Here is a 19,761-nt window from a genome sequence, read left to right on the forward strand (position 1 = left end):
AGTTCGTTTATTATCATTTCTTCACAGTTCAGTCTGATTCTAAACCTGCCTGAGAAAAAAATCAGACAAGCAAGAGAAAGACAATTAAACGGCTTTTAAGAAAAACTGCACTCCAAGGAATGTTTGTCCATCAGAGTGAAGAATTTCTGTATGTAGAGTAACACATATAAAAAGCCATATCAAGCATTTTAAAGCGTCAATCCCTTGCTCGTCAAGGATTTAACGTGATTTATCGAACAAATATTCCTTTTTTTCCTTTTTTCATCCTATTCCTTGATCCTTTTCCAATATTAAGAGCAAAGAAAAAAGACCTCCTATTCTATAAAGAGGTCTCCCCGCATTACAGGATAATGGCGATTAAGCCGCCTGATCCTTCGTTTATGATTCTTTCTAATGTTTCTTTTAATTTATATCGTGCGTTTTCAGGCATCAGTGACAGCTTAGCCTGAATCCCTTCTCTCACGATAGAGCTGAGCGATCTTCCAAAAATGTCAGAATTCCAAATTGAAAGCGGATCATCCTCAAAGTCCTGCATTAAGTAACGCACCAGTTCCTCGCTTTGTTTTTCAGTTCCGATAATCGGCGCAAATTCGCTTTCGACATCCACTTTGATCATATGGATTGACGGTGCGACAGCTTTCAATCTTACCCCGAATCTGGAGCCTTGCCGTATAATTTCCGGCTCATCCAGACTCATGTCAGTTAAAGCAGGCGCTGCAATGCCGTATCCCGTCTGTTTGACCATTTTTAAAGCATCGGACACCTGGTCATATTCCGTTTTCGCATGGGCAAAATCCTGCATCAGCTCAAGCAGGTGGTCTCTGCCCCTGATTTCAACGCCTACCACTTCTTTTAGGATTTGATCATATAAATGGTCGGGCGCATACAAATCAATTTCTGCAACCCCTTGGCCGAGCTCAATCCCGGCTAATCCGGCACTTTCAATAAACTCAAACTCGCTGAATTGACCGACAACCCTGTCGACATCACGGAGCCGTTTAATATCCTTAACAGTTTCCTTCACTGATTCCTGATAGCTCTCGCGCAGCCAATGGTTTTCTTTCAGCACCATGACCCAGCTTGGGAGATTTACATTTACTTCAAGCACCGGAAACTCATAAAGAGCCTCTCTGAGAACATTCAGTACATCGTTTTCCCGCATACTTTCTACGCTCATTGCCAAAACAGGGATATCGTATTTCTCGCTTAAATCCTGGCGCATCGCCTCTGTCTCCGGGTGATACGGTTTTACTGAGTTAATGACCATAATAAAGGGTTTTCCGACTTCTTTCAGCTCTTCAATGACTCTTTCTTCTGCCTCTATATAGTCACTTCTGGCGATATCACCAATCGTGCCGTCTGTCGTAATAACCACTCCGATGGTCGAATGTTCTTGAATCACCTTCCGCGTTCCGATTTCAGCAGCCTCATGAAACGGGATCGGTTCTTCGTACCAAGGTGTATTAATCATCCGCGGGCCGTTTTCATCCTCGTATCCTTTTGCACCCGGCACTGTATAGCCTACACAATCTACTAATCTTATATTGACATCGAGTCCGTCTGATACATGAACAGACATCGCCTGATTCGGAACAAATTTAGGCTCTGTAGTCATAATCGTTTTTCCGGCTGCGCTTTGAGGCAGTTCATCCTGCGCACGTGCCCGGTCTGCTTCATTACTGATATTCGGGAGCACCACAAGCTCCATAAATTTCTTAATAAACGTAGATTTCCCTGTACGGACAGCACCAACGACTCCTAAGTATATATCGCCTCCTGTTCGTTCAGCGATATCCTTGAAAATATCGACCTTTTCCAAGTGATCCCCTCCCGGACTTCCTATCCTTATCAATTTTATTAACCTTTTTCAATCAAACACAGGACACTATATGTGTATGACGTTGTCCTATTTCAATATGACATCTTTAGAAAATTTTCCATCCTTAATCTATTAAAGTATAAAAAAACCTTTCTCCCTATTTGTATGCAAGGGAGAAAGGTTCATTCCTTTTTTATATCATTTTCTAAAAAAACAGGTTCTTGTTTGTCATTAACGGTATATTTCACTGAAAATGCGGGGACGAAAGGCGTCTCTTCCCATATTATGTCCTGTATTTCCGTGCCGGGTTTAAAAGTTTTTTTGCTTTTTTTGAGACAGGAAACGAGCTCTGTCCGATAGTCGGCATAAATTTCTCCGTCTCCGTCAATCATAAGCGGCAGGGAGTTTCCTGAGATTGGGCTTGTGACAGAAAGAGAGTCAGCCTCCCCTAGTTTTTTCCCATCAAGCGTAAACAAGTCACGCGCTAATACATCCTGATATGGCGGATATTTATGTTCTTGGCGGTACATTTGAACGCGTAATTTGATATCACGTATTTTTTCCGCCATCTTTACATCAATCAGTTTAACAGTCGGATTATTCTCTACATCGACAAGCACGTATTGATAGTCTCCGCCGCTTTCATATGCCGTGCTTGGAGGTTCAGCCATATATCTCGGCGCTAAACGGTTAAAATCTATCGGATATTTTTGATAAAGCGGTGTTGACATATCTTTTGTTTGAATCGGAAGCAGTCCTCCGTTTGCCTTTTGAAATTCATCAACGGCAGATTGAACCAGCTTTAATTGGTCCTGATATGGAGTGGCTTGTACACTGCTTTTCCGTTCATGTGGATATAAACATCCAGATAAGAAAATCACTGCTACAAAAATCATAGCGCACTTCAGTTTACCCATACAGCACTTCCTTTTACAGCTTTATTCATTAACAGGGCCGCTGAATACCACCACAAATACAATAATTCCCGAAATTAATACACACATGTAAGCAAACGATGAAACCGCAATCTTCAGAAAACGGTTTCGGCATTTAAAACGGCTTAAATAGATGCATGCTACGGCCAGAAACATCAGCCCCATGGAACCAAGGGCAAACCACATTTTGATCAATGCCAGACTCAAATGACCCGCGCCCCCTCCGACATTTGTTTTGTAAGCGTTACATTTTATTTTAATATACAGCGCTTGAAAAGATCAACCAGATTTTCCATCCTTTGATAGAATAAAAAAACTGAAGCAAAGAGGGGGACTTTGCTTCAGTCAAATTGACTATATTCACCTACGTTTAAGAAACACTCTCTTGGACTTCGATGCTATAGTATGCGACTTTGCATACAGATGCATCCTCTCTTGCCTAAATCGGCAAAATGTTTCAGGAGATCCCAAGGCATGGGTATTCTTCTGTGTTTCGGGCTTTCGTGCAATTAGAATATGCGGAATTCTATTCCGTTGACACTTTTATTTAACTTGGTTATCAAATGTATTCACCAAGTCCTCCATCTCGTGGGTTTTTCCTCTCGCCATTAAGGATTCAACAGCGGTTTCTACCTTTTGTCCATTAAACAGAACTTGATGAAGGGCTTCTGTAATCGGCATTTGCACCTGATATTTTTCTGAAAGCTGGTAAGCCGCTTTTGTCGTGCGTACTCCCTCAACGACCATTCCCATTTCTTCGAGAACATCCTCAAGCTTGTACCCTTTTCCGAGTAAATTGCCGGCACGCCAGTTTCTGGAGTGAACACTTGTGCACGTAACAATCAGGTCTCCGACACCTGTCAATCCGGAAAACGTTAGCGGATTCCCGCCCATTTTTGTGCCGAGTCTCGCAATTTCAGCAAGACCCCGCGTAATCAAAGCAGCTTTGGCATTATCGCCGTATCCTAAGCCGTCTGTGATGCCAGCAGCAAGGGCGATAATATTTTTCAGAGCGCCTCCGATTTCAACACCGATAATGTCAGGATTTGTGTACACCCGAAAATTGTGGTTTATAAACAGATCCTGCACCTCTTCTGCAGCCTGCATGCTCTTTGAAGAGGAAGTGACGGTTGTCGGATGCCGGAGTCCTACTTCTTCAGCATGGCTCGGCCCGGAGAGCACGACAATGTCCTTTCTGACATCACTCGGGAGCTCAAATTCCATAATTTCAGAAATGCGCAGGAGCGAATCCGGCTCTATCCCCTTACTCACATGAACAAAAACTGCTTTTTTCGTCATAAAAGGCACTGCCTGTCTCAACACTTCCCGAATCGCTTTGGTCGGAACAGCAACTATGATGAAATCTGCGTCTGACACAGCCTCCCCGATTTCCGTTGTTGCTCGAATCGATTCAGGGAGCTTGACATCAGGCAAATAATCCTTATTTTCGTGCAGATCATTTATTTGTTGGATCAGCTCCGCACGATGCCCCCAAATTCTCACATCATGGTTGTTATCGGCTAATACTAAAGCCAGTGCCGTTCCCCAGCTTCCCGCTCCAAGCATTGTGACTCTTTTCATATTTGCTTCACACCTTTTTATTTTCTAGCTCTTGCAAATATTTTGATTGGTGTCCCCTCAAAACCGAACGCATCTCTGATTCGGTTTTCTAAAAATCGTTCGTATGAAAAATGCATCAGTTCCGGATCGTTTACAAACACAACAAAACTCGGCGGCTTCACCGCAACTTGAGTCGCATAATAAATTTTCAAGCGTGACCCGTTATGAGTCGGTGTCGGATTCATTGCCACAGCATCCATAATGATGTCATTTAAGACATTCGTCTGGACACGAAGTGAGTGATTTTCACTCGCTTTAATGATTGCAGGCATGAGCGTATGAATCCGTTTTGTCGTTAATGCTGACATGAACAGAATCGGTGCATAATCAAGAAATTGAAAATGATCACGGATATTCTGTTCAAATTCTTTCATCGTGCTTTCATCTTTGTCAACAGCATCCCATTTATTCACTACGATCACGACAGCCTTGCCTGCTTCATGTGCATAACCCGCGATTCGCTTGTCCTGTTCGATAATGCCTTCCTCGCCGTCAAGCACCACCGCAACAACTTCAGAGCGGTCGATGGCTTTCAGCGCCCGCAGCACGCTGTACTTTTCAGTCGTTTCATACACTTTACCTTTTTTTCTCATGCCGGCAGTGTCTACAATGACAAAATCCTGCTGGTTATAAGTAAATGTTGTATCAACGGCATCTCTTGTTGTTCCCGCCACATTACTCACAATGACACGATCTTCGCCAAGTATCGCGTTTACCAGAGAAGACTTTCCTACATTCGGGCGTCCGATCAGGCAAAATTGAACGACTTCATCATCGTATTTTGTTTCAGGGATATTTTTAAAATGCTCCGCTGCGGCATCCAGTAAATCTCCGAGTCCCAGCCCGTGTGTTCCTGAAACCGGATACGGTTCACCAAAGCCCAGCGAATAAAAATCATAAATATTCGCTCTCATTTCTGTGTTATCCAGTTTATTTACCGCTAAAACAACAGGCTTTTTCGTGCGGTACAAAATTTTCGCTACTTCTTCATCAGCAGCAGTCACACCTTCACGGCCATTCACCATAAAAATAATGACATCCGCTTCATCCATGGCGATTTCGGCCTGCTCGCGTATCTGTGTTAGAAACGGCTCATCACCGATATCAATACCGCCCGTATCAATCAAATTAAAATCATAATTCAGCCATTCAGCCGAGCTGTATATCCGATCCCTTGTCACACCAGGGGTATCTTCTACTATTGAAATTCTCTCACCCGCAATCCGATTAAAGATTGTAGATTTTCCTACATTCGGTCTCCCGACAATGGCTACGACAGGTTTACCCATAGTACCCTTCCTTTCGATCCAGCCGCTTTCATTTTTACATAAATTCTCAACCGGTTATTTAAATCATCTCATTTTTTATGAAAAGAAACCCTTCAGAGGAAGGGCTTAACTCATTTATTATATCAGTTTTTACTGGGATCACAACTATTCTTAAAAATGTTTCACGATCAAATAAACATCTTCCCCAATTCTATGGGCAATTCCGTCAAGGATTGCCTCAAGGTTTTTAGCGAAAAGCTCCATCTCTTTTTGGTCATTACAAAAAAAGATAGGTGTCCCTCCTGAAGCACGGTTCCGGTTTGTCGTGATAACAGACAAAATCACTTTCGTCAGCGATTCACTCATCCTATCACCTTATCCTGTTTTTTGATAAATTCCGTAGGCATTCTGATCGCGTTTTCCAAGGTCGGAACATTGCTGATAATCTGAACAGCTGTTTCCGGGTGATGAATTTGCGGCAGGACAAAAACACCCACTCTTCCGTCATTAAGATCCCTTTTCGCGATTGGCGTCAGGGACGGCTCTCCTGAGTCCCGATACACCCCCAGCACATTGGAGACATCAAATAAAATGGCCTGGCGCTGACCCAGGTTGGCAATGGTTGCAGCTGAATTAAAATTTTTAGGCGTTAAAATAAACCCCATGCCATGCTTTAAAATCAGCTCCTGTTTCTCCGGAAGTCCGATGTTCATCATATAAATATTATCTACAAACAGACCCGGCCCTTCAAAGTGAGGCTCTATGTACTCAATATCGACAATATCTTTCAATACACTGCCGGACATAAATTTCATTGCTAACAAAAAACAAACAACAGCGGTGATGACAGCAGCCCAGATTGAGAAAAACACGTACGCCGATGTTGTCAAAAGAGCAGTAAAAATTACGATATAATTTCTGCTTTCAAACGCAATGGCGATTCCTTCAATATAAGTGCTTCCTCTTGAAACAAGTTCGTACGAATCCATTTGTGTCAGCGTATTCCGCTCCATATTTCTGACATCTCTGAATTGAGTGGCTGCAAGTGTCAAAAACGTGATGGCCGTAAACTCCTCCTGTAATAGCGCAGGCATAATAATTGCCCCTAACCCTGCCGCAATAAGCCCAAGTGCTATATGAATGACTTTTCCGTGAATATAGGTCGGATACTGACGGTAATCTGTTTTCAGCATATACAGCCTTGTGGCGACTCCTGCTACGACCCCCGCAATAATCGGATAGATGTAATCACTCATGACATTTTAGTAGCTCCTTTGTTTGATCTTTTGCCTCTCTGGCCAATTTGACTGGCGAGCTGTTCATATTTTGATATGCCAAACAGCAATATCGTTCCCGCAGAGCACGCGTTAAGCCATTGAAAACCTCCGACAGCTGTATGCCCTGCCAATTGTTGAATGACAAAAGAATACACCAGTTCGCCTTGGCACATTCCTAGAACATATAAGGCAAGCTGCATCTGAAAATCCCTTTCAACAGAAGCAGTCAACAGCACACATAATACAACAGCGGTCCACTCAGGTTTTATGATGAACCAAACCGGATCATATAATGCAAAAAGATAAACAAACGCATACCCGGAAACAAGCGTCAGGTGCACCATGATATAGCGAAATCGTTTATACATCCCTAAATATCCGGCATAGACGCACCCGCAAACGAAAAACATCACGTACGCCGCATTCAGAGAAAAATATAAAGTAAAGTGATGTATGCTTAAGATGATATTAGTCAAAATAAATACTGAGACGGCAAAGCGCCTTTTCGTCTTTCCAAGAATAAAGGTTGTCAGCACCCACAAAAACCACATTGACCAATAATAATAAAATTGTTCCATATCGCTTCCTCCATACTCCCAGTATGGAGTCTAAACACTTTTTTTAAACAAACCGCTTCATGTAAAGGAGAATGATCATGGGAAAAGACAGACAGGAGAAAAAACTCAAGGCTTCGGGCAGAGTGGAATCAGACCGGGACCAATCGATTCACTATGACGGAGCCACCAGCCTTGAACAAAACGGCAAATTTAAAAAGCGTAAATCATAATACAAAAAGCCCAAAACTCACACCGTTTTGGGCTTTTCTTATACAGCTGTCAACGCACATTGTAATTGGAAGTATGAATGCCTCTCTCTGTCAGCCAGTGATGAGTCTCACCTTTTATTACAAGAGGAGCCTTTTGCAAATCAGAAATCGTACTGGTGCCAAGCACAGTCATAATCATTTTTAATTCCTCTAGGATCAGCTGAATCTCTTCAAGCAGCCCTTCTTCGCCTTTTTCAGTCAGCGCTTTTAAGAAGTGCCCTGCCATTCCGGTACAGGAAGCCCCAAGAGCTATCGCCTTCGCGACATCAAGCGCATTTTGAAGGCCGCCGGACGCAATCGTTGTTTTACCGGGAAACTCAGAGCGGATTTCCGCCAGGCTCGCTGCTGTTGAAATCCCCCATGAGTTGAAAAAAGTGATCTGGCGCTGTCTTCGGAGATTTTCTATTTTCGAGAAATTTGTCCCTCCGTAACCGCCGATATCAACAGCTGCCGCACCAGCGTCATACAGCTTTCTTGCTGATTCTTTGCTCATTCCGAAGCCTACTTCTTTTATTATGACAGGCACTTTGACTCCGCTGCAGATCTGTTCAATACGGGAAAGAGCGCCGTTAAAGCTTCTGTCACCTTCGGGCATGACAATTTCCTGAATCACATTCAGGTGAATCTGCAGCGCATCCGCCTCAATCATTTCGACAGCTTCCTTCGCCTGACGAGCTGTCGCCTCACTGCCCAGATTGGCAAAAATCAGCCCATTCGGATTTTCCTTTCGGACGATTTCATACGAATAGCGTTCAGACGGGTCTTTTAACGCCGACATTTGTGAGCCGACAGCGAGAGGAATATCAGCTATACGAGCTGCTCTAGCAAGCGCCCTATTAATTTCATATGTAAGTTGTCCGCCGCCGCCAGTCATTGCATTGATAAAAATCGGCGAACTGCTTGAAAGTTCGCCGATTTTTGTGGAAATATCTACTTGTTCTAATGCAAGATCGGGCAGACTGACATGAACAAACGTAATATCATCAAGACCCGTCTCCCGCTTTTGGCCGGTAGACAGGGCATGATTGATGTGTTCTCTTTTCCGTTCTGCTCGAGTCACGTTTATCACCAATTATTTTAGTTTATTAAGCTTATCTCCGATCAGATCTCCAAGCTGGAAGCCAGTGCTTGTTTCTTCCTTCGCCTGATATTGGCGGTAATCCTCTTGATCGGCTTTAGGAGCTTCTTCAAGCTCACGCATGCTTAATGAAATGCGCTCTTCATTTTCATTCACATCAAGAACCTTCACTTTTACAGTCTGTCCTTCTTCAAGGACTTCATGCGGCGTGCCGATGTGTTTATTAGAAATTTGAGAAATATGAACGAGACCTTCTACGCCAGGAAGAATTTCAACAAACGCACCGAAGCTCACGAGACGCTGAACCTTTCCTTCAAGCACATCACCCGGTTTGACTTTCTCGCCAATTTGGCTCCAAGGCCCAGGCAGAGTTTCTTTAATAGATAAAGAAATACGCTCATTATCCCGGTCAACCGATAATACTTTCACTTTCACTTCCTGTCCCTCTTCCACAACATCAGACGGCTTTTCAACGTGGGAGTGGGAAAGCTGTGAAATGTGCACAAGCCCGTCGATACCGCCGATATCAACAAACGCGCCAAAGTCAGTCAGGCGCTGCACTTTACCATCGAGTACACTTCCAACTTCTAGAGACTGAAGAAGGTCTTGTTTTTTATTCGCCTGCTCACTTTCAACAACCGCACGGTGTGAAAGGATGACGCGGTTTTTATCACGGTCAAGCTCTACTACGAGCAGAGACAGTGTTTTTCCTTTATAGTCGGTAAAATCTTCTACAAAATGCGCTTCTACAAGTGATGCCGGAATAAAGCCCCGTACGCCGATATCAACGACTAGACCGCCTTTTACGACATCTTTCACTTCAGCTTCAAACACTTCTTTTGTTTCAAATTTTTTTTCAAGGTCTTCCCAAGCGCGGTCTGCATCAACAGCACGTTTAGATAAAATCAAAGCATCGTCTTCCACTTTTGTTACTTTCAGGTCAAGCTCGTCGTCTACTTTTACGACATCCGATGCTTTCTCTACATGAAGACTTGATAATTCACTGATTGGAATAATACCGGACTGTTTGACATTGATAATTTCAACATCCACATGCTTGTCCTCTACCTTTGTCACAATCCCTTTTACTACATCTCCAACCTCTGGTACTTGAACATCAATTTGATTCATTTCCTCTGTCATTTGAATAACCTCCTTGGTCCAAACCTACACAGCTTAATTAAAAACGGTTTGAAAGCTGAACACGTATCATGCATGTCCGCTTTTAGCCGAATATGTATTAAAGAATCATCCAAAAAAGATTTTGAATGATCAATAAAAAGTTTTATTAGTATTAACTTCTAATAAAAGGACAGGTTTGTCAAGCAATAACATTCTTTCTTTGTTGAAAAATTCAAAAAAAGTGGCCTCCGCCGGTATCAGCGGGACTTTTGCTCCACTACATCAAGGATTTTTTCAGCAACTTCCTGAATGGAGAGAGAAGTCGTGTCGATTTCAAGCGCGTCATCTGCTTTTCGAAGCGGAGAAACTTCGCGCTCTGAATCGAGTTTATCTCTTCTTGCAATTTCCTCAATTAATGTTTCGTAGTTGGCATCGTAGCCTTTTTTTACATTTTCTTCATAACGGCGTTTCGCTCTCTCTTCAACAGATGCCAAAAGAAAGATCTTCACTTCGGCATTTGGAAGCACATGCGTTCCGATATCACGTCCGTCCATGACAACGCCGCCTTTTTCCCCGAGCTGCTGCTGGCGTTTCACCATTTCTTCCCTGACGCTTCTGTGCTTGGCAGCAATTGAGACTTGATTGCTGACCTCGTCTTTTCTGATGTCCTCAGTCACATCTGTGCCGTTGACAAGCACCTTTTGTCCTTCTTTTGTTGTAATCAGCTCAATATCGGTTTGCTTTAACAGCTCAGCCAATTTTGCTTCATCTGTCAAATCAACTTTTTCTTGTAAAGCCACATATGTAATGGCCCGATACATCGCTCCCGTATCAATATATATGTACGATTTTTTTTCAGCCACAATTTTGGCAACGGTGCTTTTGCCCGCAGCAGCCGGGCCGTCGATCGCAATCGATAATTTCTTTTCCATAATTCCTCTCCTTGCTCTTTTCTCCTCTATGGATTGTATCATGAACTTTATGAAAAAGGGTGAAAAATTCATGAATAATTAATGTTTGAAGGTTTCTATCCAATCATTAACTTCCATTTTATCCACCCCTTCATATTGAATCACTTTTGAGACATAAGGTTCAATATGCTGATAGTGAAAAAGAAACTGGATACCAAGTAAAATCACTGCCTGAATGAACAATAATTTGAGCAGCAGCCGTTCAAAGGTCTTCATCAGCCCACCTCCATCACAAATAGTATGGAAGTGTTAGCCGATGTTTATTCCAATCGTCCCTTTCTTCTCTTGTTTAACTGGCGGCGAATGCAATACTGAAGAAGGAGCTGCTGATCACCGGCTGAAATCTCCAAATACTCCAAGGTCATTTTACGTTTGCCTGATTTTGAATCATTATAAACACGCCTGACAACCGTGTCAGCCTCTATTTGATGCGTTTTCTCCCCATCCTGAAGGCTGATGAACAGGCGCAGCGTATCCCCGTGCTGAAAAGAATAGCCATCTGTCACAATCAAAGCAATACCGCCGGCGCTGATATTGTACGAAAGTGTATGAAACCCGTCTTTTTCATCTGCCGGCTCGACCAGCACATCCAATACCGCGTCAGTTCTTACATATTGCCTGCGCTGAATTCGCTTCATTTTTTCACGGGGAGGCACTTCAAGGCAGATCATTTGAAGCTTGTCCGTCACTTTTCCCTTAATGCGGCTTGAGAAGCGGTAAGGCACTTCGTCTTTACCGACAAACTCTACCGTTACTTCAATATTATGATGTAAAATCACGGTTCTTCCTGTGTTTACATCAACCGGATATGCGATCAGGAGCTCTCCGTTTTCTATACTCACGGCTTTGCTCTTTGCTATTTTTAAATCATTTTCTTCTATGTATTCTAAGTGTACAGTTTCCCCAATCTCTATCATTGACTTCACTCTTTCGCATTCAATATACTCACTTTTTTATTAAAGCATGTAATGAAAAAAAGGAAAAGACTTTTAGTCCTTTCCTCCTAGTTTTTATAGGTCTTTATATATAGGTTCAGCATTTTTTAGTTTTTCAACTTTCTCTTCCGTTCCGTCATTAGCATTTATATACATTCTGAATGTATCATTTTCAATCGTACCCAGTATTTCATAGCATAATACTTCCTGTCCTAATTCATTTGTGATCACAGCAAGCCTTGTTTCTCTCACTTCTACATTTTTGTTTAATTTTGCTTTCGCATCTTGTTCAGAGATAGCCGGCTTTGGTATGTCTCTTTTTCTGTGGGATGTTAAGAAATCTCGCGCTGAAAAGCCGACAACCTCGCCGTCATCCAAGGCAACTTTCATACGGATAGCTTCTGGATACATCCGGACATTATTTTCTATTGGAACATATGAGAATACACCGATTTTATCGTATTGCGCACTTTCATCAATTTCCAGATCTTTCGTTTCATATCCGTTTTTCTTTAGAAAAGCAAGGGCTCGATTCGATCCGTCATTCAAGCTGATTTTCTGATCTTTCACTTCTCTGTTTTGGATTAAATAAACCGGGTGTCCGCCTTTTTTTGTAATATCCATATATATCGCTGCTTTATGATCAGGATCTTTCATACTGATACTGTAGACGTCACGGTTTGTTTTTTTTCCGCTCTTTATCACTTTGATTGCATAATTGTCATCAGGTGCAAAGCGTTGGGCAATTTGTTTGGCTTCCTGTGCAGAAATTTCTTTTCCCTTCAGATGGGCAAAACCCTTCTCCTCTTTTTTGGTGCTGGTGAAACTTGGCCCAAGATCTGTTCCTGAGGCGAAGGATCCGACATTTTTTTCAACCGTTTTAAAGCTGTTGATGATCGTGTTATCACTCTGTTTTTCATCAGAGGCCAGCGCCATCTCTACATCCATCCAGCGCAAGTTCTTGCTCATGACAAGGTGCTGAACGTGGCGCAGTTCATTTTGTATATCTTCTGATTGCTGATAAAGCTTATTTAACGAAGTATACTCTTTTTCATCGAGCGGTTTTTGATCCAAATCCCTGATTGACGTTTTATAGCTGAAATCGCCGATCTTGGATAACAGCTCTTCCGTTTTGTTAAACGGCATTAATGTAAGCGGCAGCTGACTGACACTGTTATGGGCTTCTGATGTAATTCTCCAAACATCTATCAATGCGGGGGACAGTGATTTTTTGCTGTTCATGGCAAGCGTTGCGCCAATTTTATCATGCAGCTGGTCTACCTGATAGGTGAGCTCATGAAACGCCCGCTGATAGTTATTTTCAGCATGAAGAAGGACAGCGTCTTTTTCCTGGTGCTCTTTGTATCCCCAGTAACTAGTACCGACAATTGCAATACCGAGCACTGCGATTAAAATAGCTCTGATCATTTATCACACCTCATTTTTATGCTTTCTTATGTCCTGCTACTCACAGAAAATGTGTTTACCGATTCTCTTAATCTGCGGGCGCCCCCAAATCCACGCGCTGGTAGCTGTATCCGGATTAAAGTAATACAGCGCTTCCTCGGAAGGGTCCCAGCCATTAATGGCGTCTAATACTGCTTCTTTTGCTGTTTCGTTCGGCTGCATATAAATTTGTCCGTCAGCCACCGCTGTAAAGGCAAGCGGTTCAAAAATAACACCTGATATTGAATTTGGAAATAACGGACTGTTTAAACGGTTCAAGATAACTGCTGCAATAGCAACCTGTCCCTCGTACGGCTCGCCACGCGCTTCCCCGTAAACCGCTTGAGAAAGCAGCCGAATATCATTATTGGAAAAACCGCCCGGCATATTAGCTGCAACCGCATCCTGTTTTCTTGTTTTTGCAGGCGTGTTGTTGTTTTGCTGTTTATTCGCTTGCGGCTGCTGTGTTATTTTTTCAGCAGGCTGTTTCTGCCGCGTCTCTGCTTGCTGCCTTGCTTTTTGAGTCGCTGTTTTTGACGGTTTCGTTTGGTATTTCAGCGGTATTTTTCCGTAATGCGTGAATTTATTTCCTTTTTGGAGCTGCTCCATGACATATTCACGGTAATATTTAGACTTAGATATCAAGGTCTGTTTGGTTTGGGCTCCGACCAGACCGTCTACCTCTTTTAAGCCGAATTGATCCTGAAAGTTCCGTACTGCCCAGTATGTCCCCCATCCATAAACCCCGTCAATTTTCCCATTATAATATCCGTTATATTGAAGACGCGCCTGCAGCTCGATCACATCGTCCCCTGTTGCCCCTCTTTGAATGACTTGATTAGAAAAGGCTGAAATGGTTTCAGTATTGATAAACGTCGTAATTATAAAGGAAAATAAGATGAGACATGCCATAATCGATCCTTTGGACTTCATTTTTTCAAGCCTCCTACAGCAAATTTTTGAGTATAATCGTATTTTCTGTAACGAGGTTATTTTTATACACTCTTTCCTTCTTATCCCTCACAGCTTAAAAATTTCAGCAAATCAAAAAGCCGCACTATCGCTGTGCGGCTCTTCTAAATCTGTATCATATTAACGGAACGGGCTTTTTTTGCTTTTCGCAAACCAAACCACCATAAAAATAACATAAATGGAAACATGTAATAGATCCAATTACTGAGTGCTGTCAGGATAAAGTCATACGACCCATGTAAAAGTGAAGGTACGGCCAACGAAAGGAAAAGCCATTTTACACGTGCTTTTTCAGCGGAAAAACGCGCTTTCCCTAGGTAAAACCCCATAATCACTCCAATTAAGGCATGGCATGAAACGGGCAGCAGCGCTCTGACAAACGCATGCTCCACGCCATGACCGATTAAATAAAGAATATTTTCGAGTGTCGCAAAACCGAGCGATACACTTGCGCCGTATACAATTCCGTCATAATGTTCATCAAAGTGGGCGTGCGGGTAAACACTGATCATTAAAATAAACCATTTTAATGATTCCTCCAAAAAGCCAGAAGACAAAAAAGAAACAAAAAAGCTTCCGCCTCCCACATTCTCTTTTTCAAGCACATACTGAATAAACATGGTGGGAAATACAAGAACAACCCCAAGAAAAAATGACCGAAGCACCATATGTACAGGTTCATTATCATACTGATCTTTTAAATAAAAATAACTTAACAGCGCGATGCCGGGAGCAATCCCTGCAGAGATGATTGCAAACATCAGGCAACCTCTTTCCTTTATATTCCTATGTCTATCCTACCATGTTGTGTATGAATTTACATCTGTCTGCCCTTAAAAAAACAAAAAGAGCATACGAATCCTTCATATGCTCTCCTCTTTTCACTTATCTTCTCTTTTTGCGATTTCATTTGCGATGTGGCCGCCGTGAAATCTTCCGTTTTCAATAAATATTTCATTTGCATTATTTCCGGCAGCGATGACCCCGGCAATAAAAACGCCCTCCACATTGGTTTCCATCGTTTCTTCATTAAAAAACGGACGCCCTGATTCCTCATCGATTTTCACACCGATTTTTTTCAAAAATTGATGATCAGGATGATAACCCGTCATGGCAAATACAAAATCGTTTTTAATGGCAATCAGTTCCTGCTGACCGGAGCGGAAAACGACTTCATCTTCCGTGATTTTTTCTACACAAGCGCCAAATTCCATTCGGATTGTACCGTTTCTTACTAAAGATTCGAATTCTGGCAGAATCCATGGCTTAATGCTTGAAGAATATTCATTGCCCCTATATAAAACGGTGACACGCGCTCCTGATTTGACGAGTTCAAGCGCAGCATCTACACTTGAATTTTTCCCGCCGATAACGACGACGTCTTTATCGAAATACGGATGTCCTTCCTTAAAATAATGGAATACTTTCGGCAAATCCTCACCAGGTACGTTCATATAGTTTGGATGATCATAATAGCCTGTGGCAATAATGCAGTATGGTGTTAAATACGTCTCTTTTGACGTTTCGATAACAAATGAATTGTTTTCTGCTTTTGTCACTTTTTGCACCATTTCAAATGCGTTCACACGGATCTTTTTCCGCTTTACGACTTCCCTGTAGTACGACAAAGCCTGAATTCTGACAGGCTTTCTGTTTTCGGTAATAAATGCCACGTCACCGATTTCAAGCTTTTCACTTGAGCTGAAAAAGGTTTGATGCGTCGGATAATTGTAAATACTGTTAACAACATTGCCTTTTTCAATGACGAGGGCATCAATGCCAATTTGTTTTAGGTGAATGGCCGCAGATAACCCGCAAGGACCTCCGCCAATAATTATTGCTTTTTCTTCAATCATTTCCGTCAACTCCTGCGATTGGCATTCGATTCACATTTTTCTATTTCCAAATAAAAAAATCTCCTATTTTATCATAGGAGATTTTTATTTTTTATGCAAATCATCAACTTATATCCAGCCTCTAAAGCGCGAAGCCTCCGCCATTTTACGCACGCCTACCATATAAGCGGCAAGTCTCATGTCGATTCTTCGGTTGTTGGCCATTTCATAAATATTGTTGAATGATTTTACCATCATTTTTTCTAATTTCTCTTCTACTTCTTCCTCGCCCCAGTAGAAGCCCTGATTATTCTGAACCCATTCAAAATAAGAAACGGTTACGCCTCCCGCGCTTGCCAGTACATCCGGAACAAGCAGAATGTCACGGTCTGAAAGAATTTTTGTTCCCTCAAGCGTAGTTGGGCCGTTTGCTGCTTCAACGACGATTTTCGCCTGAATGTTATGGGCATTTTCTTCTGTAATTTGATTTTCAATCGCGGCAGGAACTAAAATATCACAATCCAGTTCCAGCAGCTCTTGGTTCGTAATGGTATCGTTGAAAAGCTTTGTCACTGTGCCAAAACTGTCACGGCGGTCGAGTAAATAATCAATATCCAGGCCTTCAGGGTCATACAGTCCGCCGTATGCATCGGATATGCCGACAACCTTTGCCCCTGCATCATGCATAAATTTTGCCAAATAGCTTCCGGCGTTTCCGAAGCCTTGAACGACAACTCGCGCACCTTTAATATCGATGCCTTTTTTCTTCGCCGCTTCTTTTATGCAGATGGTTACACCTTTTGCTGTCGCTGATTCTCTCCCGTGAGATCCGCCAAGCACAAGCGGTTTGCCTGTAATGAACCCAGGCGAATTAAATTCATCAATTCTTGAATACTCATCCATCATCCAAGCCATGATTTGTGAGTTTGTAAATACATCCGGTGCCGGCACGTCTTTCGTCGGACCGACAATTTGGCTGATAGCTCTGACATAACCCCTGCTTAGACGCTCCAGCTCTCTAAACGACATATCCCTTGGATCACAAACAATTCCGCCTTTACCACCGCCATATGGAAGATCAATGATACCGCATTTTAAACTCATCCAAATAGAAAGCGCCTTCACCTCTTTTTCTGTTACGTTCGGGTGAAAACGTATCCCGCCTTTCGTCGGACCGACAGAGTCATTGTGCTGGGCACGATAACCCGTAAAAATCTTGACTGAACCGTCGTCCATACGAACAGGTATTTTTACCGTTAATAACCTCATCGGCTCCTTTAACAGTTCGTACACTTCTTCGGGATATCCCAATTTTTCCAGAGCCTTATGTATTACGGTTTGGGTTGATTTTAATACATCAAGTTTGTCCTCTTCTGTATGACCGGTGTTTCGATCGGCTGCCATTTGAGTTAACCTCCTAGAATCTTCTGTTTCTCACATGCTCCCTTTCAGAGAATAGTATACACCTTCATATGATCTATGCATAGGATAAACGTTATGTTTTTCCATGTTTTTTAACAAAAAAAACCGCTGTAAAAAACAGCAGTTTTTCTTCCATTCTTATGAAAAATGAGTTTGGATTGTCTCTACAGCATTTCCGTCCATAATGAGCTTACCATACTCTTGTAAGCGATAAATCGTTAATGTTGTCGGATTGCCGTATTCAGCCAGGACCGCCACAACACCCTCGGCAGTCTGTGATCCCAAGTCTTCAAGGCTGAGAAAGTACTGTCCTTCATAGTGGTAGACAGTTCCTCCTGTGATACCGATCCGCTGTAAGCTTTCAGAAAGCTGAATGATATCTTCAAAGGAATGGAATTGATATATGATGTCCGCGCTTTCGTCAAGCTTGACTTGCATTTCGATGTAATCATCATCATACTCATCTTCTTCTGAATCCGCTTCTTGGTTCTTTGTTACGATCACAACCATCCCTTGTGCTTGGAGAGAATACACTTCCACTGCAATCGGTCCATTCGCTTCAAAGCCGAGCTCTGTATTTGCTTCATTCATCATATCTTTAAATAACTGGTGGACTTTAAATGAGTCCTTCCAGAGGTCTTCTTTTGTTAATCCACGATCAGTTAAATCATCGAGGGTCAAGAAGATTTTGATCTTATTATAATTCAGACGCTCAAGCCGCATAACGTTCCCTCCTGCCTCTACTTGCACACAAATCATATAACACATTATATGAGATGATGAGTCATAGGTTCTTAATTGTTATCAGTTTACACTGAGTTCACTAGTAAGACAAGCACAATGCAGTTTTTTATTGACACACTCTTTAGGGAAGTCATTCAGGTGCTGCAAGTGTCACGATGTGTGCCTCAGGCTCCGCCCCTAAACGAAGGGGCACTTTTGTTGTGCCGTACCCATTGCTGATGAGGTACGCAGCATTTTTCACAAAACCGGTTGTCCCAAGCTCATAAGGGCCAAATTTTCCAAATCGAATCTGTCCGCCATGGGTATGCCCGCTGAATATCACATCAATACCGTCGTTTTCATTGATTTGTTGATGGATCTCAGGGTTATGGCAAACCAGAACGTTCACCTGGTTCCCGTCAATTTCTTTAATCGCTTCTTCATAATCATCCATCTCCATCCTGATGTCATCCACTCCGGCTATGGTGATGGTATGTCCGTTATACGTAAAAGGAACCGATTCATTTCGCAGCGTAATAATACGGTGCGTTTTAAAAATAGCATACAGTTCCCGCTGACTGATTTCATAATCATTGTTTCCCCAGACAAACATGACAGGAACTCCCAAACCCACAAGCCTTCTGACGTTTTCCTCAATTCTCGAGCAGGACACCCCGCCCTCAGCTAAATCACCGCCGATTATAACCAGATCCGGCTGATGGCCCTGCGCTTCCTCTAAAAGACCGTGATCAACAATACGTTTATGAATGTCAGATATAAAAAAGATCGTAAGAGGCGGCTTCCCCTTCATTTTTGATAACGTAAATGTATGGATTTTTAAGTGATTGCCTTTTGCCACTGAATACATTTTTGCCGTCATTGCCGCTGCTGCAATAGCCAATGCACCGGCAATTTTCATTGATCGCTTCATTAAAAACTCTCCATTCTTTTAGAACTTATCAATAAGACGGACAATAAAAAAAAGACGTTTCTATCGTTTGAGAAAACGCCCCATTTTATTTACTTTCAAAATATAGATTAATATCGTATTGGTGCTTCATCAGTTGAAAAACAGATTCTCTCGCCTTCCATTTATCAGGCTGCGGCCACAGATCAGTGCTTTTCTGAATAATTTCACATCTCAGTTTATGGAAATCACCCTCGGCTTTTTCTTCTTTTTTCTTAAAATAATATGAAGTGCAGTATGCAAAAGCAGTTGCCATCATCCAAAATAAATAAAAGGTATGGCTGAGCATTTCTTGAAGAATGAGCTGAGGCGCCGGACTTTTGATCATCATTAAAAGACATAATAAGCCCAGGCAAATGAGTGAGGTCCACCGCCACCTGCGGCATTGCGCAGCATAGTTTTCGTATTTTTGTTTTCGTTTTACCAACGCCTGTAGCATCTGTTTGGTCGGCGCGTCCGTAAATCGGTCCAGCTGGTTCCATAAGGATTCCATACGCTTCACACCTTGTCCCTTTTCATTGCTACAATATATGAGCCTGCGATCA

The 19,761-nt window shown here is 42.4% G+C and carries 22 protein-coding genes; 1 reads left to right on the forward strand and 21 read right to left on the reverse strand.

Translation table 11 applies throughout. From position 1 onward, the window contains the following. Nucleotides 1–340: 340 nt before the first annotated feature. From spoIVA to MTN95_RS17025, 8 genes are all read right to left on the reverse strand, one after another. Complete coding sequence (spoIVA, locus tag MTN95_RS16990; RefSeq protein WP_010334746.1) at nucleotides 341–1,819, reverse strand: stage IV sporulation protein A; 1,479 nt, start codon at nucleotides 1,817–1,819, stop codon at nucleotides 341–343. A 182-nt stretch (nucleotides 1,820–2,001) separates the two neighbouring features. Continuing rightward, the gene (locus MTN95_RS16995) at nucleotides 2,002–2,736 is read right to left on the reverse strand and encodes a hypothetical protein (RefSeq protein WP_024121872.1); all 735 of its coding nucleotides are present in this window, start codon (nucleotides 2,734–2,736) and stop codon (nucleotides 2,002–2,004) included. A 21-nt stretch (nucleotides 2,737–2,757) separates the two neighbouring features. Then, nucleotides 2,758–2,961: a DUF2768 domain-containing protein gene (locus tag MTN95_RS17000; RefSeq protein ID WP_024121873.1), complete on the reverse strand. Its 204-nt coding sequence runs from the start codon at nucleotides 2,959–2,961 to the stop codon at nucleotides 2,758–2,760. Nucleotides 2,962–3,297: 336 nt separating this feature from the next. After that, the gene (locus tag MTN95_RS17005; RefSeq protein ID WP_248339091.1) at nucleotides 3,298–4,335 is read right to left on the reverse strand and encodes an NAD(P)H-dependent glycerol-3-phosphate dehydrogenase; all 1,038 of its coding nucleotides are present in this window, start codon (nucleotides 4,333–4,335) and stop codon (nucleotides 3,298–3,300) included. Between the two features lie 17 nt (nucleotides 4,336–4,352). Then, a complete protein-coding gene (gene der, locus MTN95_RS17010) occupies nucleotides 4,353–5,663 on the reverse strand; it encodes a ribosome biogenesis GTPase Der (RefSeq protein ID WP_010334750.1) in 1,311 nt (436 codons plus the stop codon). Between the two features lie 150 nt (nucleotides 5,664–5,813). Continuing rightward, complete coding sequence (locus tag MTN95_RS17015) at nucleotides 5,814–6,008, reverse strand: capping complex subunit for YIEGIA (RefSeq protein ID WP_024121875.1); 195 nt, start codon at nucleotides 6,006–6,008, stop codon at nucleotides 5,814–5,816. Then, nucleotides 6,005–6,898 carry a YIEGIA family protein gene (locus MTN95_RS17020; RefSeq protein WP_044155014.1) on the reverse strand — a complete coding sequence of 298 codons (894 nt, stop codon included), beginning with the start codon at nucleotides 6,896–6,898 and terminating at the stop codon, nucleotides 6,005–6,007. The genes MTN95_RS17015 and MTN95_RS17020 overlap by 4 nt, the downstream gene beginning before the upstream one ends. Beyond that, nucleotides 6,895–7,497 (reverse strand): YphA family membrane protein, encoded by a 603-nt coding sequence (locus tag MTN95_RS17025; protein ID WP_105954939.1) that lies wholly within the window; start codon nucleotides 7,495–7,497, stop codon nucleotides 6,895–6,897. Before MTN95_RS17025 ends, MTN95_RS17020 begins: the two co-directional genes overlap by 4 nt. 77 nt (nucleotides 7,498–7,574) lie before the next feature. On the opposite strand from MTN95_RS17025, the gene MTN95_RS17030 reads away from it, so the two are divergent. Beyond that, nucleotides 7,575–7,706 carry a YpzI family protein gene (locus MTN95_RS17030; protein ID WP_010334754.1) on the forward strand — a complete coding sequence of 44 codons (132 nt, stop codon included), beginning with the start codon at nucleotides 7,575–7,577 and terminating at the stop codon, nucleotides 7,704–7,706. Between the two features lie 49 nt (nucleotides 7,707–7,755). Here the strand turns inward: MTN95_RS17030 and fni are convergent, their stop codons facing one another. From fni to MTN95_RS17095, 13 genes are all read right to left on the reverse strand, one after another. Continuing rightward, entirely contained in the window at nucleotides 7,756–8,805 is a 1,050-nt protein-coding gene (fni, locus tag MTN95_RS17035) for a type 2 isopentenyl-diphosphate Delta-isomerase (protein ID WP_248339101.1), read from the reverse strand. Between the two features lie 12 nt (nucleotides 8,806–8,817). Continuing rightward, on the reverse strand, nucleotides 8,818–9,966 hold the full coding sequence (gene rpsA / locus MTN95_RS17040; protein ID WP_024121879.1) for a 30S ribosomal protein S1: 1,149 nt from the start codon (nucleotides 9,964–9,966) through the stop codon (nucleotides 8,818–8,820). A 236-nt stretch (nucleotides 9,967–10,202) separates the two neighbouring features. Next, complete coding sequence (cmk, locus tag MTN95_RS17045; RefSeq protein ID WP_044155003.1) at nucleotides 10,203–10,877, reverse strand: (d)CMP kinase; 675 nt, start codon at nucleotides 10,875–10,877, stop codon at nucleotides 10,203–10,205. Between the two features lie 78 nt (nucleotides 10,878–10,955). Beyond that, entirely contained in the window at nucleotides 10,956–11,132 is a 177-nt protein-coding gene (locus tag MTN95_RS17050) for a YpfB family protein (RefSeq protein WP_105954937.1), read from the reverse strand. Nucleotides 11,133–11,176: 44 nt separating this feature from the next. Then, on the reverse strand, nucleotides 11,177–11,833 hold the full coding sequence (gene dgrA, locus MTN95_RS17055) for a cyclic di-GMP receptor DgrA (RefSeq protein WP_105991724.1): 657 nt from the start codon (nucleotides 11,831–11,833) through the stop codon (nucleotides 11,177–11,179). 93 nt (nucleotides 11,834–11,926) lie between these two features. Beyond that, nucleotides 11,927–13,279: a germination protein YpeB gene (ypeB, locus tag MTN95_RS17060; RefSeq protein ID WP_105991723.1), complete on the reverse strand. Its 1,353-nt coding sequence runs from the start codon at nucleotides 13,277–13,279 to the stop codon at nucleotides 11,927–11,929. A gap of 36 nt (nucleotides 13,280–13,315) precedes the next feature. After that, entirely contained in the window at nucleotides 13,316–14,230 is a 915-nt protein-coding gene (sleB, locus tag MTN95_RS17065) for a spore cortex-lytic enzyme (RefSeq protein ID WP_105954934.1), read from the reverse strand. 143 nt (nucleotides 14,231–14,373) lie between these two features. Beyond that, on the reverse strand, nucleotides 14,374–15,030 hold the full coding sequence (prsW, locus tag MTN95_RS17070; protein WP_105991722.1) for a glutamic-type intramembrane protease PrsW: 657 nt from the start codon (nucleotides 15,028–15,030) through the stop codon (nucleotides 14,374–14,376). Nucleotides 15,031–15,150: 120 nt separating this feature from the next. After that, complete coding sequence (locus MTN95_RS17075; protein ID WP_105954932.1) at nucleotides 15,151–16,125, reverse strand: YpdA family putative bacillithiol disulfide reductase; 975 nt, start codon at nucleotides 16,123–16,125, stop codon at nucleotides 15,151–15,153. A gap of 108 nt (nucleotides 16,126–16,233) precedes the next feature. Further along, on the reverse strand, nucleotides 16,234–17,508 hold the full coding sequence (gene gudB, locus MTN95_RS17080; protein ID WP_044154979.1) for an NAD-specific glutamate dehydrogenase: 1,275 nt from the start codon (nucleotides 17,506–17,508) through the stop codon (nucleotides 16,234–16,236). 156 nt (nucleotides 17,509–17,664) lie between these two features. After that, nucleotides 17,665–18,249, reverse strand: a complete 585-nt coding sequence (locus MTN95_RS17085; RefSeq protein ID WP_010334765.1) for a genetic competence negative regulator — start codon at nucleotides 18,247–18,249, stop codon at nucleotides 17,665–17,667. 151 nt (nucleotides 18,250–18,400) lie between these two features. Further along, a complete protein-coding gene (locus MTN95_RS17090) occupies nucleotides 18,401–19,180 on the reverse strand; it encodes a metallophosphoesterase (protein WP_105991721.1) in 780 nt (259 codons plus the stop codon). 85 nt (nucleotides 19,181–19,265) lie between these two features. Next, nucleotides 19,266–19,709, reverse strand: a complete 444-nt coding sequence (locus MTN95_RS17095) for a YpbF family protein (protein ID WP_024121889.1) — start codon at nucleotides 19,707–19,709, stop codon at nucleotides 19,266–19,268. Nucleotides 19,710–19,761 lie beyond the last annotated feature (52 nt).

This window comes from Bacillus sp. 2CMS4F, from assembly GCF_023161785.1.
GTDB lineage: Bacteria > Bacillota > Bacilli > Bacillales > Bacillaceae > Bacillus > Bacillus halotolerans.

What these genes read in the sequence shown, in the direction of transcription:
- MTN95_RS16995 (WP_024121872.1), bottom strand. Translation starts at nt 2,736, where the DNA reads ATGGGTAAACTGAAGTGCGCTATGATTTTTGTAGCAGTGATTTTCTTA.
- MTN95_RS17005 (WP_248339091.1), bottom strand. Translation starts at nt 4,335, where the DNA reads ATGAAAAGAGTCACAATGCTTGGAGCGGGAAGCTGGGGAACGGCACTG.
- der (WP_010334750.1), bottom strand. Translation starts at nt 5,663, where the DNA reads ATGGGTAAACCTGTCGTAGCCATTGTCGGGAGACCGAATGTAGGAAAA.
- MTN95_RS17015 (WP_024121875.1), bottom strand. Translation starts at nt 6,008, where the DNA reads ATGAGTGAATCGCTGACGAAAGTGATTTTGTCTGTTATCACGACAAAC.
- MTN95_RS17020 (WP_044155014.1), bottom strand. Translation starts at nt 6,898, where the DNA reads ATGAGTGATTACATCTATCCGATTATTGCGGGGGTCGTAGCAGGAGTC.
- MTN95_RS17025 (WP_105954939.1), bottom strand. Translation starts at nt 7,497, where the DNA reads ATGGAACAATTTTATTATTATTGGTCAATGTGGTTTTTGTGGGTGCTG.
- MTN95_RS17030 (WP_010334754.1), top strand. Translation starts at nt 7,575, where the DNA reads ATGGGAAAAGACAGACAGGAGAAAAAACTCAAGGCTTCGGGCAGAGTG.
- rpsA (WP_024121879.1), bottom strand. Translation starts at nt 9,966, where the DNA reads ATGACAGAGGAAATGAATCAAATTGATGTTCAAGTACCAGAGGTTGGA.
- cmk (WP_044155003.1), bottom strand. Translation starts at nt 10,877, where the DNA reads ATGGAAAAGAAATTATCGATTGCGATCGACGGCCCGGCTGCTGCGGGC.
- MTN95_RS17050 (WP_105954937.1), bottom strand. Translation starts at nt 11,132, where the DNA reads ATGAAGACCTTTGAACGGCTGCTGCTCAAATTATTGTTCATTCAGGCA.
- dgrA (WP_105991724.1), bottom strand. Translation starts at nt 11,833, where the DNA reads ATGATAGAGATTGGGGAAACTGTACACTTAGAATACATAGAAGAAAAT.
- ypeB (WP_105991723.1), bottom strand. Translation starts at nt 13,279, where the DNA reads ATGATCAGAGCTATTTTAATCGCAGTGCTCGGTATTGCAATTGTCGGT.
- sleB (WP_105954934.1), bottom strand. Translation starts at nt 14,230, where the DNA reads ATGAAGTCCAAAGGATCGATTATGGCATGTCTCATCTTATTTTCCTTT.
- prsW (WP_105991722.1), bottom strand. Translation starts at nt 15,030, where the DNA reads ATGTTTGCAATCATCTCTGCAGGGATTGCTCCCGGCATCGCGCTGTTA.
- MTN95_RS17075 (WP_105954932.1), bottom strand. Translation starts at nt 16,125, where the DNA reads ATGATTGAAGAAAAAGCAATAATTATTGGCGGAGGTCCTTGCGGGTTA.
- gudB (WP_044154979.1), bottom strand. Translation starts at nt 17,508, where the DNA reads ATGGCAGCCGATCGAAACACCGGTCATACAGAAGAGGACAAACTTGAT.
- MTN95_RS17085 (WP_010334765.1), bottom strand. Translation starts at nt 18,249, where the DNA reads ATGCGGCTTGAGCGTCTGAATTATAATAAGATCAAAATCTTCTTGACC.
- MTN95_RS17090 (WP_105991721.1), bottom strand. Translation starts at nt 19,180, where the DNA reads ATGAAGCGATCAATGAAAATTGCCGGTGCATTGGCTATTGCAGCAGCG.
- MTN95_RS17095 (WP_024121889.1), bottom strand. Translation starts at nt 19,709, where the DNA reads ATGGAATCCTTATGGAACCAGCTGGACCGATTTACGGACGCGCCGACC.